At 52.5% G+C, this 17,339-nt stretch carries 13 protein-coding genes; 6 read left to right on the top strand and 7 right to left on the bottom strand.

The window, feature by feature from the left end:
* Positions 1 to 188: 188 nt before the first annotated feature.
* Positions 189 to 692, bottom strand: coding sequence for a GNAT family N-acetyltransferase (locus OI69_RS15980; protein WP_039352575.1), 504 nt, complete (start codon positions 690 to 692; stop codon positions 189 to 191).
* Positions 693 to 784: 92 nt separating this feature from the next.
* Positions 785 to 1,888 carry an aspartate-semialdehyde dehydrogenase gene (asd, locus tag OI69_RS15975; RefSeq protein ID WP_039352573.1) on the bottom strand — a complete coding sequence of 368 codons (1,104 nt, stop codon included), beginning with the start codon at positions 1,886 to 1,888 and terminating at the stop codon, positions 785 to 787.
* Positions 1,889 to 2,174: 286 nt separating this feature from the next.
* Between asd and OI69_RS15970 the strand changes: the two genes are divergently transcribed.
* Entirely contained in the window at positions 2,175 to 2,768 is a 594-nt protein-coding gene (locus OI69_RS15970; protein WP_039352667.1) for a YhgN family NAAT transporter, read from the top strand.
* Positions 2,769 to 3,141: 373 nt separating this feature from the next.
* On the opposite strand, the gene OI69_RS15965 is transcribed toward OI69_RS15970, so the two are convergent.
* Entirely contained in the window at positions 3,142 to 4,518 is a 1,377-nt protein-coding gene (locus OI69_RS15965; RefSeq protein ID WP_039352570.1) for a GntP family permease, read from the bottom strand.
* A 157-nt stretch (positions 4,519 to 4,675) separates the two neighbouring features.
* Between OI69_RS15965 and OI69_RS15960 the strand changes: the two genes are divergently transcribed.
* The gene (locus OI69_RS15960; RefSeq protein ID WP_039352567.1) at positions 4,676 to 5,188 is read left to right on the top strand and encodes a gluconokinase; all 513 of its coding nucleotides are present in this window, start codon (positions 4,676 to 4,678) and stop codon (positions 5,186 to 5,188) included.
* Between the two features lie 8 nt (positions 5,189 to 5,196).
* Here the strand turns inward: OI69_RS15960 and gntR are convergent, their stop codons facing one another.
* The 4 genes from gntR to lptF form a co-directional block, all read right to left on the bottom strand.
* Positions 5,197 to 6,192, bottom strand: coding sequence for a gluconate operon transcriptional repressor GntR (gene gntR, locus OI69_RS15955; RefSeq protein WP_039352564.1), 996 nt, complete (start codon positions 6,190 to 6,192; stop codon positions 5,197 to 5,199).
* A gap of 161 nt (positions 6,193 to 6,353) precedes the next feature.
* Positions 6,354 to 7,049 (bottom strand): pirin family protein, encoded by a 696-nt coding sequence (locus tag OI69_RS15950; RefSeq protein ID WP_039352561.1) that lies wholly within the window; start codon positions 7,047 to 7,049, stop codon positions 6,354 to 6,356.
* A gap of 194 nt (positions 7,050 to 7,243) precedes the next feature.
* Positions 7,244 to 8,320: an LPS export ABC transporter permease LptG gene (lptG, locus tag OI69_RS15945; protein ID WP_039352557.1), complete on the bottom strand. Its 1,077-nt coding sequence runs from the start codon at positions 8,318 to 8,320 to the stop codon at positions 7,244 to 7,246.
* Positions 8,320 to 9,435, bottom strand: coding sequence for an LPS export ABC transporter permease LptF (gene lptF, locus OI69_RS15940; protein ID WP_039352554.1), 1,116 nt, complete (start codon positions 9,433 to 9,435; stop codon positions 8,320 to 8,322). Before lptF ends, lptG begins: the two co-directional genes overlap by 1 nt.
* A gap of 404 nt (positions 9,436 to 9,839) precedes the next feature.
* On the opposite strand from lptF, the gene pepA reads away from it, so the two are divergent.
* The 4 genes from pepA (at position 9,840) to OI69_RS15920 (ending at position 17,330) form a co-directional block, all read left to right on the top strand.
* A complete protein-coding gene (gene pepA, locus OI69_RS15935) occupies positions 9,840 to 11,351 on the top strand; it encodes a leucyl aminopeptidase (RefSeq protein ID WP_039352552.1) in 1,512 nt (503 codons plus the stop codon).
* An 80-nt stretch (positions 11,352 to 11,431) separates the two neighbouring features.
* Complete coding sequence (locus OI69_RS15930; RefSeq protein WP_005973664.1) at positions 11,432 to 11,881, top strand: DNA polymerase III subunit chi; 450 nt, start codon at positions 11,432 to 11,434, stop codon at positions 11,879 to 11,881.
* A gap of 12 nt (positions 11,882 to 11,893) precedes the next feature.
* Positions 11,894 to 14,749 (top strand): valine--tRNA ligase, encoded by a 2,856-nt coding sequence (locus OI69_RS15925; protein WP_039352549.1) that lies wholly within the window; start codon positions 11,894 to 11,896, stop codon positions 14,747 to 14,749.
* Positions 14,750 to 15,665: 916 nt separating this feature from the next.
* Positions 15,666 to 17,330 carry a methyl-accepting chemotaxis protein gene (locus OI69_RS15920; RefSeq protein WP_039352545.1) on the top strand — a complete coding sequence of 555 codons (1,665 nt, stop codon included), beginning with the start codon at positions 15,666 to 15,668 and terminating at the stop codon, positions 17,328 to 17,330.
* The last annotated feature ends 9 nt before the right edge of the window (positions 17,331 to 17,339 follow it).

Raw genomic sequence — 17,339 nt, 5'->3', positions numbered from 1 at the left:
GCTTAAATCCATCATATTGGGGCTTACCCCATAAAAATGAACTTAACACCCAATATTATAGATTTATTTATCATACGACAGAGTTGTAGGGCTAATTTCGTCGATAAACGCGTTACCGTAGCGAGGATCAGGATCTGGCAGAGATAAGAGCATTGCCTAAAACAATGCTTAATAGAAGGGTACGGCTCTTAATCTGACGGATTTACTAAAGCTGGATGGATCTTTGATTGATACATATCAGGACGAGTAATCGCCCAGACATAGTTTTCTTTGTTAACCGGAGAATATCCTGCTTTTTCATAGAGCCATGGTGCAGTTGATGTCAGTAACATAATACGCCGCAACCGCTTAAGCACTGGGTGGTCAAGGCAGCATTCCATTAACCAGCTTCCCAATTTTTGCTGCTGATATTCTTCCAGTACATAAACATCACAGAGATAACCGAAAGTCGCAAAATCCGTCACTACACGCGCTAGCCCAATCTGCTTACTTTCAGTGAATAACCCGAAATTAAGGCTGTTAGCAAGGGATTCCTGAACGGTATCAATATCAATGCCCGTTGCCCAGCTTGAACGCGTTAAATAGCAATGTATGGCATCAATATCCAGTAGATCGTTATTCGTTGTTACAACGAATTTCTGCTTTCTCCAGGTCAATACCTGCGGTATCTCCTCTTCACTGTCGGTATTCATTCATTTCTGTTTCCGATATAACGTGAGTATGAAACTGGCGCAACACCCAACCGCTGTTGCGCCAGAAAAGCAGAAGAACTATAGCAAGTTAACTACAGCAGGATGCGCAGCATACGGCGCAGCGGCTCAGCGGCTCCCCACAGCAACTGATCGCCGACCGTGAAGGCAGACAGGTATTCCGGCCCCATGTTCAGCTTACGCAGACGCCCCACTGGCGTGGTGAGCGTGCCCGTTACCGCAGCAGGCGTTAATTCGCGCATGGTGATATCGCGATCGTTCGGCACCACTTTCACCCAGTCATTGTGGGTTGCCAGCAGTTGTTCAATTTCCGGCAGCGCCACGTCTTTCTTCAGTTTGATGGTGAACGCCTGGCTGTGGCAGCGCAGTGCGCCAACGCGCACGCAGAGGCCATCAACAGGGATCACGCTGCTGGTGCCCAGAATTTTGTTGGTTTCCGCCTGACCTTTCCACTCTTCACGGCTCTGGCCGTTATCCAGTTGTTTGTCGATCCACGGAATCAGGCTACCGGCCAACGGCACGCCGAAGTTATCGGTCGGCAGCGAACCGCTACGGGTCAGCGCGGTGACTTTACGTTCGATATCCAGAATCGCAGAGGCCGGATCCTGTAGCGCTTGCGCCACTTCACCGTGCAGCGCCCCCATCTGGCTCAGCAGTTCACGCATGTGACGCGCACCACCGCCAGAAGCAGCCTGATACGTCGCAGCAGACACCCACTCCACCAGATTGTTAGCAAACAGGCCACCCAGTGACATCAGCATCAGGCTGACGGTACAGTTACCACCGGCAAAGGTTTTGATGCCTTTATCCAGACCCTGTTTAATCACCCCGTGGTTAACCGGATCCAGAATAATGATCGCGTCATCTTTCATACGCAGCGAGGAAGCAGCGTCGATCCAATAGCCCTGCCAGCCACTTTCACGCAGCTTTGGGTAGACTTCATTGGTATAATCGCCACCCTGACAGGTAATGATGATGTCCAGCGCACGCAACGCTTCAATATTATAAGCATCCTGCAACACGCCGGGATGACCACCCAGCGCGGGTGCAGGTTCGCCATGCTGAGAAGTCGAAAAGAATACCGGATGAATCAAATCAAAGTCGCGTTCTTCCACCATGCGCTGCATGAGAACCGAGCCGACCATACCGCGCCAGCCAATAAAACCAACATTTTTCATGGTAACTGTCCTGCTTTGGGGGTAACAAAAAGAATTCTGGCTAACGTCGATAGCGCTTAGTGATTACTGACTCAGTGATCTGCCGCAGAGATTGCGCATGTCGTGTCGTAAACCCGTAAATAATTGTGTCATTCAGCCTTACAAAATGTACATCAAGTCGCAAGTGAATTTATTCGATAGTACGGCATTTTTCAGCAGTCATTCTAATATCATCGACCGCGTACAGGATAACAACGTTGGCCCGCCCGTGAAGAGGGGCCGCTCAGAAAATAAGGTTTACACCACCATGACAGAAATGATCTCCGCAACGGTACTGCTGTTGCTCATTATGGATCCACTCGGCAACCTGCCGATTTTTATGTCCGTGCTCAAGCATCTCGACCCGAAGCGGCGACGCGTGGTGCTGATTCGTGAAATGCTGATCGCGCTCGGGCTGATGCTGGTTTTCCTGTTCGCGGGCGAACGCATTCTGGCGTTCCTGAATCTACGCACCGAAACCGTGTCGATTTCCGGCGGTATTGTGCTATTCCTGATCGCGATTCGTATGATTTTCCCCTCGCAGGAAGGCAACAGCAGCGGTCTACCCGCCGGAGAAGAGCCGTTTCTGGTGCCGATGGCGATTCCGCTGGTGGCGGGGCCATCGATCCTCGCCGCGCTGATGCTGCTGTCTCACCAGTACCCTAATCAGTTGCCGCACCTAACGCTGGCGCTGTTTATCGCCTGGACGATCTCGTTCATCATCCTGCTGATGTCAGATGTGTTCTTGCGTTTGCTGGGTGAGAAAGGCGTGAGCGCGCTGGAGAAATTGATGGGGCTGATTCTGGTCATGCTATCGACGCAGATGTTCCTCGACGGCGTACGTGCTTATATGAAGTTATAACCGCGCCGTTTTCCTCGCAGTCTTATACATAAATGCGCAAATGATTATGGGGTTGACGTTGTCTGGCGTAAAAATTATGCAGCGGTGGGCATGACCACCGAGTGAGCGGCAAGGACGCCGCGAAAGACGGTGCCGCGCCGGGAGCGCGTCAACGTCGGCTCGAAAGGTGGTCATGAACGCCGATGGCACCGCGTAGCGGCATAATTTAGCCAGAAGCCTGGGGTCATGGGGCGAGTGGCGTTTGAGCCGCCCCATGTCGGGCGCGTGCTACGAAGTAGCATGAAAATAACGACATTATCGCGCACGAAACCGTCTCTTCGTCGGCATAAAAAATGTGACTAAAAGCCCCCTCCATAAGGAGGGGCTAAACACATCAGAGGAAAATACTCCCCACCAACGCTATCAGGAACGCGATGGTGCCGAGCAGCGTTTCCATCACCGTCCAGGTTTTCAGGGTGGTTTTCTCATCCATTTCGAGGAAACGCCCCACCAGCCAGAAGCCGGAATCGTTCACATGCGACAGCACGGTCGCACCGCCCGCAATCGCCACCACAATAAAACAAATATCGAACTGGCTAAGGCCGGGCGTTGCCGCCACCGCGGGCGCCATCAGCGCGGCCGTCGTCGTCAGCGCGACGGTGGCGGAACCCTGCGCCACGCGCAGTGCCGCAGACACCACAAACGCCGCCACGATCACCGGCATCCCTGTATCTGCCAGCGCGCCCGACAGCGCATCGCCAATACCGCTGGAACGCAACACGCCGCCAAACATCCCACCCGCACCAGTGACCAGAATAATCGAACAGACTGGCCCCAACGCGCCTTCACAGACTTTCTCAAGGTGTCTACGGCTATGCTGGCCGCTAAACATCATCATGGCGAACAAGACTGTAATCAGCAGCGCAATCGGCGTTTTCCCCAGCATGCGCAGGAACTGCACCAGACTGCTATCGCCGCTGATGATACCCATCACCGTCAAAGTATTCAGTCCGGTATCGAGAAAGATCAGGATCAGCGGCAGCAGCAGCACCCACATCACCACGCCAAACGCCGGCGGCGTATGGTTCTCATCCGCTTTCACTTCCGTCAGGAACGTTGACGGCAGCGGTAAATGGAATTTCTTACCCGCCCACAGACCAAACAGATAACCGCCGAGATACCAGGTGGGGTAAGCAATCACGGCCCCGACCAGCACCATCAGGCCAATGTTGGCCCCCAGCAGTTCACTGGCCGCAACCGGCCCCGGATGCGGCGGCAGCAACGCGTGCATCACCGCAAATGCCCCCGCAGCCGGGAACGCATAGGTCAGCGTTGAACCACCAAAACGTTTCGCGACGCTGAAAATAATCGGCAGCATCACGATCAGCCCGGCATCGAAAAAGATCGGGAAGCCGAACAGCAAAGAAGCAAGCCCCAGCGCGAAAGGTGCGCGTTTCTCGCCAAATTTATTGATGAGCGTATTCGCCAACACATTAGCGCCGCCGGTCACTTCCAGCAGACGACCAATCATGGCACCTAACCCCACCAGCAGGGCGACGGATGCCAATGTGCTGCCGAACCCACTGAGTAGAGTAGGAACGAGTTTCTCAAAAGGGGTATTCGTGGCCAGCGCGGTGATCACACTCACCAGCGTCAACGCCAGAAACGCGTGAACGCGGAAACGCATAATCAGCACCAGTAGCAGTGCGACTGCACCTGCGGCGATGGTTAATAGCACACTGGCGCTATAGGCGGATGTGATTTCTGTCATCGTTAATAATCTCTTAAGGCACTCGGTCTGGGTTGACTGATTGTTTGTGAGGCGTATCACATCATCATTTGATACCGGTAACATGATACGGGTAACATGTTAAAGTATGGAACCAGTAAGCATCATTTAATTTACATTTTGAGATAGAGATCAAATTATGTCGGGTCAAAGCATTATTCTGATGGGCGTATCAGGCAGTGGAAAATCCTCAGTGGGCGCTGAACTTGGCCGCGCCATTCAGGCAAAGTTTATTGACGGCGACGATCTGCATCCGCGCGCAAATATCCAGAAAATGGCCAGCGGCACACCCTTGAATGATGATGACCGCGCTCCCTGGCTGGAACGGCTTAGCGATGTCGCCTACAGCCTGGCGCACAAAAACGAAACGGGCATCATCGTCTGTTCCGCGCTGAAAAAGCGTTACCGTGACCGCCTGCGCGCAGGAAATGAGAAGATGGTGTTTCTCTATTTGAAAGGCAGCTTTGAACTGGTGCTGGAGCGTCACAAAGCCAGAGCCGGCCACTTCATGCCGACAGAATTGCTAAAAAGTCAGTTCGATGCGCTGGAAGAACCGGGCAACGATGAACCCGATGTTCTGAAAGTCGATATTGACGGCACGCGAGAAGAGGTCGTACAGCGCTGCGTTGACGCACTGCGAGCCGCAGGCTAACGCCACGGTTAAAGGCTCTCGCCATCCAGCACGGTAAAGCCGACATCGATCATGTCCTGCGCGACTGGCTCGCCGCGCAGACGCGCCAGCAGACGCTCGGTTCCGACGCGCCCCATGTGCTCACGCGGCGTCAGCACACTCGCCAATTTCGGCACCATCGCCTGCCCAATGTCATGCCCGTGGAAACCCGCGACGCCGATGTCTTGCGGTACACGCAGTCCCTGGCGCTGACATTCAAACATCGCGCCGACGGCTAAATCGTCATTGGTGCAAAATACGCTATCGACCTGCGGGTATTCCGCCTGCGTCTGTCGCAGCAGTTCGCCACCGAGCGAATAGGAGGACGCCCGTTCGCTCATCACACAATAGCTTTTGAGTTCACTTTCCCACATCGCCTGTTCATAGCCCCGGCAGCGCATAATCGTGCGTTCATCCTGCCGCGCCCCGAGATAGACGATATGACGATGCCCCAGCGCCACCATGCGCAGCGTCATCTGGCGGGCGGCTTCAACGTTATCAAACCCGACGGCCATATCCAGACAGGGAGAGACAGAATCCATCAGCTCCACCACCGGAATACCCGCGACATCCAGCATCTGGCGCGTTCGCGGCGTGTGGGTACGTTCAGCCAGAATCAGCCCGTCAATGTGATACGAGAGCAGTGAAGTCAGGCGTTGCTCTTCTCTGTCAGGATGATAGCCATAGTGCGCCAGCATGGTTTGGTAACCGTGCGCCTCTGCGGTGCGTTCGATCCCACGTAAGACCTCGGCGAAAACCTGATTGGTTAATGACGGCAATAGCACACCAATCGCCCGACTGGTCGAACTGGCGAGCATATTCGGTGCCAGATTAGGGATATAGCCCAGCTCATCCAACGCAATAGCAATCTTTTCCTGCAACGCGGCTGACACCTGTGTGGGATTACGCAAATAGCGGCTTACCGTCATTTTGGTAATCCCCACGCGATCAGCGACATCCTGGAGAACGGGTCTTTTCTTCTTCATCGTCGACTAAAAATGCCTGAAAAACAGTAAGCTAAGTTTAGCAAAAAAAACGTGAAGAAAGTAAAGGCAAAGGGGCAGAATCTGAAGGATGGCGTCAGGCAGTGACAAATAAAAAGCCCGCGTCTTTTCCTACGCGGGCTTCTTCATTTTCTCACTCGTCATTATACCGGCGGTAAATCAAACAGCAGGATTTCGCTGTCTTCACTGGCCTGTACGGAGATCGCCGTTTCGTCCCAGACAGCAAACGCATCGCTGGCTTGCGCTTTCTGACCGTTAATTTCGACCGTACCGCGTACCACCTGAATCCAGACACGACGATCGGCCTGAATCTGATACACCGATTGTTCCTGCGCTTTCAGCGCCCAACGCCATAGCGTCATGTCCTGAAAGACTTTCAGCGAACCATCGCGCGCATCCGGCGACAGCACCAGTTGACGCCCTTGCTGCACATCAAAGCGTTTTTGCTCGTAGCGCGGCGTTAACCCGGTTTTTTCCGGGATAATCCAGATTTGGTACAGATGCAGTTGCTCATCTTTGCTGGCATTGTATTCCGAGTGACGAATACCCGTTCCCGCACTCATGATCTGGAACTCGCCTGCGGGCACCTGCTCTTTATTTCCCATGCTGTCCTGATGCTCTACGGCACCGGACAATACATAGGTCAGAATTTCCATATCTTTGTGCGGATGTGTACCGAACCCCTGCCCGCCTTCGATATAGTCTTCATTAATGACGCGCAGTGCCGAAAACCCCATGAAATCAGGATCGTAATAATCGGCAAATGAGAACGTGTGCCAGCTATCGAGCCAGCCGTGATTCGCATGTCCTCGATCTTGCGCTTGACGTAAATAGATCATGTTCTTTCCTCCTGCATTTCTGATAAGGAAAGTGTAACGGGCGGGGGTAAATAAGATAGCGCAAAAAACTCATCGCGCTGTTCGAAAAATCAGAACGGGATGAAAGACCCGTTTTATCAACGCCTCGCGGTGTGCGCCAAATAAAAAAGCGCCGAGGGTGAACCCGCCCGGCGCTTTCTCTGATGTCGTTAGTGCTATCGGCGTTTCAGCAACAGCGCTACGCTGATACACAAAAAAACCGAACTGGGCAAGATCGCTCCCAAAATGGGGGGAATGCCGTAGACCAGACTGAGTGGACGGAAAATCTCATTCAGCAGGTAGAAGAAGAAGCCGAAGCTGATACCAATCACGATACGTGAACCTGCCGACACGCTACGCAGCGGGCCAAAGATAAACGAGACGGCCATAAGCATCATCACCGCCACCGAAACCGGTGCAAAGATTTTGCTCCACATGTTCAATTGGTAACGACTCGCCTCCTGACCACTTTGTTTCAGGTATTTGGCGTAATCATATAACCCACGGATCGATAGCGCATTCGGCTCCAGCGCCACTACGCCCAGCTTGTCGGGCGTCAGGTTAGTTTTCCATTCTCCGCTAAACGTCTGGCTGCCCCCAATTTGTTTGCCGTCGCTCAAATCAGATTCATCAACCTGAGAAAGTTTCCAGACATTCCTTGCATCTTCAAACTTGGCAGAAGCGGCATAGCGCACGGATAGCAGCTTGTTACTATCGTCAAAGTGATAAATATTGACGCCAGACAGTTCTTTATTACCCACGACCCGTTCGATATAGATAAAGTCATTGCCGTCTTTTGCCCACAGTCCACCTTGCGTAGAGATCATCGATCCACCAGAGATCATCTGAGAACGATAGTTACGCGCCATCTGTTCCCCCTGCGGAGAAACCCATTCGCCAATCGCCATCGTCAACAATACCAGCGGGATCGCGGTTTTCATCACGGCAGTCGCAATCTGCAAGCGGGTAAAGCCAGACGCCTGCATCACCACCAGTTCACTGCGAGTCGCAAGCTGACCCAGCCCAAGTAATGCGCCAAGCAGCGCCGCCATGGGGAAGAAGACCTCAATGTCCTTGGGTACACTGAGCAGCGTGAACAGCCCCGCGCCCAGCGCCGAATACTCGCCTTGCCCAACTTTACGCAACTGGTCAACAAACTTGATAATGCCGGAGAGCGACACCAGCATGAACAGCGTCGTCATGATAGTGGTGAAAATCGTTTTGCCGATATAGCGGTCTAATACACCAAACATCAGGCCGCTCCTTGCGTTTTCAGAGTAAGAGGCTTAAAGCGGGCGCGCACTTTGCGCATCGGCACGGTATCCCAGAGATTAAGCATCAGCGCGATGCCAAAGTACATCAGGTTCGTCAGCCAGACCCATACCATCGGATCGATTTTTCCTTTACTGGCATTAGAACGCAGCGAACTTTGCAGCAGGAAGAAAATCAGGTACAGCAGCATCGCAGGCAGCATACTCAGCACCCTACCCTGACGTGGATTCACCACGCTTAGCGGCACCACCATCAGCGCCATAATCAGTACGGAAACAATCAGTGTCAGCCGCCAGTGGAACTCGGCGCGCGCATCGTGCGCATCGGAATGCCAAAGGGTTTGCATATCCATTTGCTGTACGTCGCTATTATTGAGCGTCACGGCCTGGTGACCAATCACGGCCTGATAATTGGTGAAATCCGTGATACGAAAATCACGCAAAAGCGCCGTGCCTTCATAACGCGAACCGTTATCTAACATCACGACCTGCGTGCCGTCCCCGTTTTGCGTGATATGACCACGATCGGCTACCACAACAGAAGGCCGTGCATTACCACTCGGGCGCAGTTGTGCCAGAAAGACGTGTTCAAACGCCGATCCTTTAACATTGCCAACAAACAGTACCGCGTTGCCGCCTTGTGCAGACTGGAACTGTCCTTCTACCAGCGCCGCCATGCCGGGATTCGCCTTCGCTTCCGCCAGCACTTCTTCCTGATGTCGGGAAGACCACGGGCTGAGCCATGTAACGTTAATCGTCGCGAGGGTGGCTGTGAACACGGCTAAGGTCAGCGCAGCTTGCAGTAACACACGTTTGCCCAGCCCGCAGGCGTGCATGACGGTGATTTCGCTTTCCGCATAGAGGCGGCCAAACGTCATCAACACACCAAGAAACAGGCTCAATGGCAGGATAAGCTGCACCATCTCCGGCACACCCAAGCCCAACAGGGAGAGAACCAAATTTGTCGGGATTTCACCATCAACCGCGGCGCCCAGTATCCGCACTAATTTCTGACAAAAGAAAATCAGTAACAGAATGAAAAGGATGGCCAGTTGGCTCTTAAAGGTTTCCCGTACCAGATATCGTATGATGATCACGCTTAATTACGCCTGTGAAAACTTGTCTTTTTGCAGGAAAATCGATAGTTTCTTCGCTAACGCGCCATTTATACTCATTTTTGGCAGCCCTCTTAGTCAAAACCTACCCTAAATAATTCGCGTTGCAGGAAGGCGGCGACACAGTGAATCCCCGGGAGCTTACACCAGTAAGTGACTGGGGTGAACGAGGAAAGCCAACGCACATGCAGCGTGAAGTATGATGGGTATATTACAACATACTGCGTTTGAGCAGTTGTATCAGAACCTGCTTATAGTCACCAAAACAGGTTCACTACGTCGTTAAGATTAACACAGGTTATGTTAACGCAACGGCGGGAAAGTATTACGGCGTGTCACATTCTAGTCGTTGCCCCCGCCTTTGTCTTTAAGATTCAGGAGAGTACATGGAGTTCAGCGTAAAAAGCGGTAGCCCGGAAAAACAACGCAGTGCCTGCATTGTCGTCGGCGTGTTTGAACCGCGTCGTCTGTCCCCTATTGCCGAACAACTCGATAAAATCAGCGACGGCTACATCAGCGCGTTGCTCCGCCGTGGTGAATTAGAAGGCAAAGTGGGGCAATCACTGCTTTTGCACCATGTACCTAACATTCTTTCCGAGCGCATTCTGCTGATTGGTTGCGGTAAAGAGCGCGAACTGGATGAACGCCAGTACAAACAGGTGATTCAGAAAACGATCAACGCCCTGAACGAAACCGGTTCGATGGAAGCGGTCTGTTTCCTGACCGAACTGCATGTGAAAGGCCGTAACACGTACTGGAAAGTGCGTCAGGCGGTCGAAACCGCAAAAGAAACGCTATATACCTTCGATCAGCTTAAGAGCAACAAGGTTGAGCTGCGCCGCCCGCTACGCAAAATGGTGTTCAACGTGCCGACGCGTCGTGAACTGACCAGCGGCGAGCGCGCGATTCAGCATGGTCTGGCGATTGCTGCGGGCATCAAAGCCGCCAAAGATCTCGGCAATATGCCGCCGAATATCTGTAATGCCGCCTATCTGGCCTCGCAGGCGCGCCAGTTGGCCGACACCTACAGCCAGAACATCATCACGCGGGTGATTGGCGAACAGCAGATGAAAGAGCTGGGCATGAACGCCTATCTGGCCGTCGGCCAAGGCTCGCAGAATGAATCGCTGATGTCTGTGATCGAATATAAAGGCGATCCGAACCCGGAAACCCGCCCGATTGTGCTGGTAGGCAAAGGGCTAACGTTCGATTCCGGCGGTATCTCCATCAAGCCTGCCGATAGCATGGACGAAATGAAATACGACATGTGTGGCGCGGCCACCGTTTACGGCGTGATGCGTATGGCCGCCGAGCTGGCGCTGCCGTTGAACATCATCGGCGTGCTGGCGGGGTGTGAAAACATGGTCGATGGACGCGCCTACCGTCCAGGCGATGTGCTGACCACCATGTCCGGTCAAACGGTTGAAGTGCTGAACACCGATGCGGAAGGCCGTCTGGTCTTGTGTGATGCGCTGACCTACGTTGAACGCTATGAGCCGGACGTGGTGATTGACGTCGCAACGCTGACCGGCGCGTGCGTGATTGCGCTGGGGCACCACATCACCGGACTGATGGCGAACCACAATCCGCTGGCGCACGAGCTGTTGAGCGCGTCCGAGCAGTCTGGCGATCGCGCGTGGCGTCTGCCGCTGACCGACGAGTTTCAGGAACAGTTGGAATCCAATTTTGCCGATATGGCGAACATTGGTGGTCGTCCGGGTGGGGCGATTACCGCAGGCTGCTTCCTGTCGCGCTTTACACGTAAGTATAGCTGGGCGCATCTGGATATCGCGGGTACAGCCTGGCGTTCCGGTAAAGGCAAAGGGGCAACGGGTCGTCCGGTCGCGCTGTTATCACAGTTCCTGCTTAACCGAGCGGGGCAGAACGACGTAGAATAACGTAGCCCGCACACAGGCTACATGAAGTATGATGAGTATAATCGGGCCGGATATTCCGGCCCTTATCAATAGTGTAAACCATGAAAAACGCAACGTTCTATCTTCTCGAACACGACAGCAAAAGCGGTGAGCTCAGCGCCCATGAGGCACTGGCCTGCGATCTGGCGGCAGAACGTTGGCGAGCCGGAAAGCGCGTGCTGATTGCCTGCGAAGACGAGCAGCAGGCCATCAGGCTGGACGAAGCACTGTGGCAGCGCGATCCCAATGCGTTCGTGCCGCACAATCTGGCGGGCGAAGGGCCGCGTCACGGGGCGCCGGTCGAGCTGGCCTGGCCGCAGCGGCGTGGCAACGCGCCTCGGGATCTGCTGATCAGCCTGTTGCCACAGTTCGCAGATTTTGCCACCGCTTTCCATGAAGTGATAGACTTTGTTCCTTACGAAGAATCCCTGAAACAGTTGGCGCGCGACCGTTATAAAACCTATCGCAGCGTCGGCTTCCAATTGACCACGGCTACGCCGCCAACTCACTGAATTTTGAGCATAATGGAAACGAAATATAACCCGCAAGATATCGAGCAGCCGCTCTACGAACTCTGGGAAAAGCAAGGCTACTTCAAGCCGCACGGCGACACGAGTAAAGACAGCTTCAGCATCATGATCCCGCCGCCCAACGTCACCGGCAGCTTGCATATGGGTCATGCTTTCCAGCAAACCATTATGGATACGTTGATCCGCTACCAGCGTATGCAGGGCAAAAACACCCTGTGGCAGGCGGGCACCGACCACGCCGGTATCGCCACACAGATGGTGGTGGAGCGTAAGATCGCCGCAGAAGAAGGCAAAACGCGCCACGATTACGGTCGTGAAGCGTTCATCGACAAAATCTGGCAGTGGAAAGGCGAATCTGGCGGCAATATTACCCGTCAGATGCGCCGTCTGGGCAACTCTGTTGATTGGGAGCGCGAGCGCTTCACCATGGATGAAGGCCTGTCCAACGCGGTGAAAGAAGTGTTCGTCCGTCTGTATAAGGAAGATCTGATTTACCGCGGTAAACGTCTGGTGAACTGGGATCCGAAACTGCGCACCGCGATTTCCGATCTGGAAGTCGAAAACCGTGAAGTGAAAGGATCGATGTGGCACCTGCGCTATCCGCTGGCCGATGGCGTGAAAACCGCCGAAGGAAAAGACTATCTGGTCGTCGCCACTACGCGCCCGGAAACCATGCTGGGTGATACCGGTGTTGCCGTTAACCCGGAAGATCCACGTTATAAAGATCTGATCGGCAAAGCAGTCATCCTGCCGCTGATTGGCCGTCGTATCCCAATCGTCGGTGACGAACATGCCGACATGGAAAAAGGTACGGGCTGCGTGAAGATCACGCCAGCGCACGACTTCAACGACTACGAAGTCGGTAAACGCCACCAGTTGCCAATGGTGAACATCCTGACGTTCGACGGTGATATCCGCCAGAGCGCTGAAATTTTTGATACCAATGGCGAAGCCAGCACCGTTTACAGCAGCGACATTCCAGAAGCCTTTCAGGGTCTGGAGCGTTTTGCCGCGCGTAAAGCGCTGGTCGCCGCATTCGATGAACTCGGCCTGTTGGAAGAGATCAAAGCGCACGACCTGACCGTGCCTTACGGCGACCGTGGCGGCGTGGTGATCGAACCGATGCTGACCGACCAATGGTACGTGCGCGCGGCCGTACTGGCTAAACCGGCGGTAGAAGCCGTAGAAGATGGCCGCATTCAGTTCGTGCCAAAACAGTACGAAAACATGTACTTCAGTTGGATGCGCGATATTCAGGACTGGTGTATCTCCCGTCAACTGTGGTGGGGCCACCGTATCCCAGCCTGGTACGACGCCAACGGCAACGTCTATGTGGGCCGCAGCGAAGCGGAAGTTCGCAGTGAAAACAACCTCGCTGACGATGTCGTTCTGCATCAGGACGAAGACGTACTGGATACCTGGTTCTCATCCGGGTTGTGGACGTTCTCTACGCTGGGCTGGCCGGAGCAAACGCCAGATCTGAAAGCCTTCCACCCAAGCAGCGTGATGGTCAGCGGTTTCGACATCATCTTCTTCTGGATTGCCCGCATGATCATGCTGACCATGCACTTCATCAAAGATGAAGACGGCAAGCCACAGGTGCCATTCCACACCGTCTACATGACCGGCCTGATCCGTGATGAAGAAGGCCAGAAGATGTCCAAATCCAAAGGGAACGTAATCGACCCGCTGGATATGGTGGACGGTATTTCACTGGAAGCGCTGCTGGAAAAACGTACCGGCAACATGATGCAGCCGCAGTTGGCGGAAAAGATCCGCAAACGTACCGAGAAGCAATTCCCGAACGGCATCGAGCCTCACGGTACGGATGCCCTGCGCTTCACGCTGGCGGCGCTGGCCTCAACTGGCCGTGACATCAACTGGGATATGAAGCGTCTGGAAGGTTATCGCAACTTCTGTAACAAGCTGTGGAATGCCAGCCGTTTCGTACTGATGAACACTGAAGATCAGGACTGTGGTTTTGGCGCGGGCGAGAAAGTGTTATCGCTGGCTGACCGCTGGATTCTGGCGGAATTCAACCGTACGGTAAAAGCTTATCGCGACGCGCTGGACGGCTATCGCTTTGATATTGCTGCCGGTATTCTGTATGAGTTCACCTGGAACCAATTCTGTGACTGGTATCTGGAACTGACGAAGCCTGTAATGAACGGCGGATCGGAAGCGGAGCTGCGCGGTACGCGCCATACGCTGGTGACCGTACTGGAAGCACTGCTACGTCTGGCACACCCGATTATTCCGTTCATTACCGAAACCATCTGGCTGCGCGTCAAAGCGCTGAAAGGCATCAGTGCAGACACCATCATGCTGCAACCGTTCCCTGAGTTCGATGCTGCGCAGGAAGATACGCTGGCGTTGAACGATCTGGAGTGGATCAAGCAGGCGATTATCGCGGTACGTAATATTCGTGCGGAAATGAACATTGCGCCGGGTAAACCACTCGAAGTGTTGCTGCGTGATGCCACGGCTGAAGCGCAACGTCGCGTGGAAGAGAATCGTAGCTTCATTCAAACGCTGGCGCGTCTGGAAAGCATCACGTTGCTACCTGCGGGCGATAAAGGTCCGGTTTCCGTCACAAAACTCATTGATGGCGCCGAGCTGTTAATCCCGATGGCGGGTCTGATCGACAAAGACGCAGAGTTGGATCGTCTGGCGAAAGAAGTGGCGAAAATCGAAGCCGAGATTGGCCGCATCGAAAGCAAGCTGTCCAACGAAGGTTTTGTGGCGCGCGCACCGGAAGCCGTCGTTGCCAAAGAGCGTGAGAAACTGGACGGCTACGCCGTCGCGAAAGCCAAACTGCTGGAACAGCAAACGGTTATCGCTGCGTTGTAACCACTAATCGGCTTCAGCGATAGCATGAAGCGTACTGAAGCCTCGTTGCAAAACGGGGCTTTTTCATTGCGAAGCGTCTGCTCTTTAGGACGATGCCCACGTAACGCGATTAATACACCTGCGGCGTGAAGCATGACGGATATATTTTATATCCGTTATTTGCCTGTTGACTCACATGGTTACCGCTATCTCTGTCTCCTTAAGTAAAAATTCACCACCTAAAATTGTAAAAATAACGTTACAAAAAATTCCATTTCACGCCTAATCGTTTAGCTGCTTATTTTTTGATAGAAATTAACGATCGAATATGAAAAATTAAACGGCTTAATGATTGGTGAATTCGATCAATAATAAGATTACTATAGCGATAGACTATAAATTAACAGATAATGCACCTTTTCGTATCTGTATAAAAATAATACTCGGCTCATGTTTCAAACTTGCACAGGCCTTAACTGACCTTTCAGCCAACACCATGGGAAAACTAATACAATGAAATATAATGAGAAAAAACAATCCGCTGCCATCACATCCAGTGGCGTTAAATTGAATAGGAGAATAACGCCAGGGAAATGCCTACGGAAGGAAAAGAATACGGCTAATTCATCAACCCTGACCTCAATATCAGGGTGATAGATTCCATTGCAACGTAAAAGATGAGTCTTTCTATACCCGTCATATTTCAAGTTGCATGTGCGTTGGCCGCCTTCAGTCCTCCGAATCACTAACCTGAGATTCCTGCGATTGCCGCGTTACGAAGCTTATAAATCAGCCTCGTCCTTGCGTGCCAAGGCGTTGCGTTATTCAAAACGCTAACGTTTTGTTCTGAAACTCGAATTATTTAGGATATATACTTTAGAAAGATCATTATGTGTGAAAAAAATATGCATAGTATAAAGAAGGATGAATACCCATAATGAATTTTTTGAAAAATATGAAAATTGGCAGCCGACTCTTTCTGGGATTTGGGTTACTGATTACGCTAACGTTAACGTTGTCATCTCTCGAATATTTCTTTATGAAAAATATCGGGAAAGAGGTTGATATCATCACAGAAGACAGAATGGTTAAATCCAATCTGTTACGTGATATCAGAGATCATTTGAATGAGAACGTCCGAACAGTACGAGATATTATCCTGCTTCCCAGCGATAAACGTCAGGAAAAACAGGATTTAATGAAAATTATCGAGGCAACAACGAATAACTCAGCCGATATATACAAACATCTGGACAATATAATAAAATTTGGTAAAGGCCGAGAACTATTCGAACAACTACTTGATATAAGAAAGCAATATGGCGTCACCATTAATCAAGCGTTAGCCTATGCACTTGACGGAACAGATGAACAAGCCACAGCGTTCTTATTCAATGACGTCGCTAAAATTCAGAAAATCTACTTCGCCACACTGGGTGAACTGATCGATTATCAACAAAAGAATCTCCATGAGGCCAAAGGTGATACGGCATCATATATTTCCGAAGCACTTTTCTGGACAATATTATTGTCCATATTCTCAGCCATTTTGGGAGTCCTGATTGCCTGGCTGCTGACTCGTAGTGTGACAGCCCCGCTATCCCTTGCGTTATCTTCCGCCCAACGCATTGGCGAAGGTGACCTGCGCGGAACGATTGACGTTGATAGCCGTGATGAGGTAGGCCAGTTGCTGACCGCAATGCGGGACATGCAATCCTCTCTGACCAGAACGGTCGTCACCGTCAGGGATAATGCAGAAAGTGTCGCCACCGCAAGTATACAAATAGCCCAAGGCAACGCCGATCTGTCTTCCCGAACCGAGGAACAGGCAAGCGCACTAGAAGAAACCTCTTCCACAATGACTCAACTGGGCATGACGGTGAAGAATAACGCCGATAACGCTCGTCAGGCAGACCAACTTGCCAAAAATGCCAGTACGGTGGCACAGCAAGGGGGAGAAGTCGTTAATGACGTCGTAGAAACGATGAAAACCATTAATGAAAGTTCCCACAGCATTGCTGATATCATCAATGTCATTGACAGTATTGCCTTTCAAACCAACATACTGGCTCTCAACGCCGCAGTAGAAGCAGCCCGAGCAGGCGAGCAAGGGCGTGGGTTTGCGGTTGTCGCTGGGGAAGTGCGTAATCTGGCGCAGCGCAGTGCGGAGGCGGCAAAAGAGATTAAAAACCTGATTATGGCAAGCGTAGAGCGCGCAGGACAAGGCTCCGAACTGGCGAATAAAGCAGGGGAAACCATGCAACAAGTTGTGATATCTATTCGCCAGTTGACAGATACGGTGGCAGAAATTAGCTCTGCCAGCGCGGAGCAAGCTACGGGCGTTGATCAGGTCGGCATCGCCGTCAATCAGATGGACCAGACAACACAGCAGAATGCCGCGCTCGTGGAAGAATCCGCCGCGGCGGCACTCAGCCTGCAAGAACAGGCCGACCTGCTTGTCAAAGCGGTCTCCGTATTCAAAGTGTCAGGCGATCGGTCGTCAGTCACTGCACCACGCTTTCCTTCCCAGCTCTCATCACCAAAAGTCATGCTTCCTGCCGTTTCCGGAGCAACACACTCAGGAGACTGGACGAGCTTCTGATTTTTCCCC

This window comes from Pectobacterium fontis, assembly GCF_000803215.1.
GTDB lineage: Bacteria > Pseudomonadota > Gammaproteobacteria > Enterobacterales > Enterobacteriaceae > Pectobacterium > Pectobacterium fontis.
This window is presented reverse-complemented; position numbering and strand designations above follow the sequence as displayed.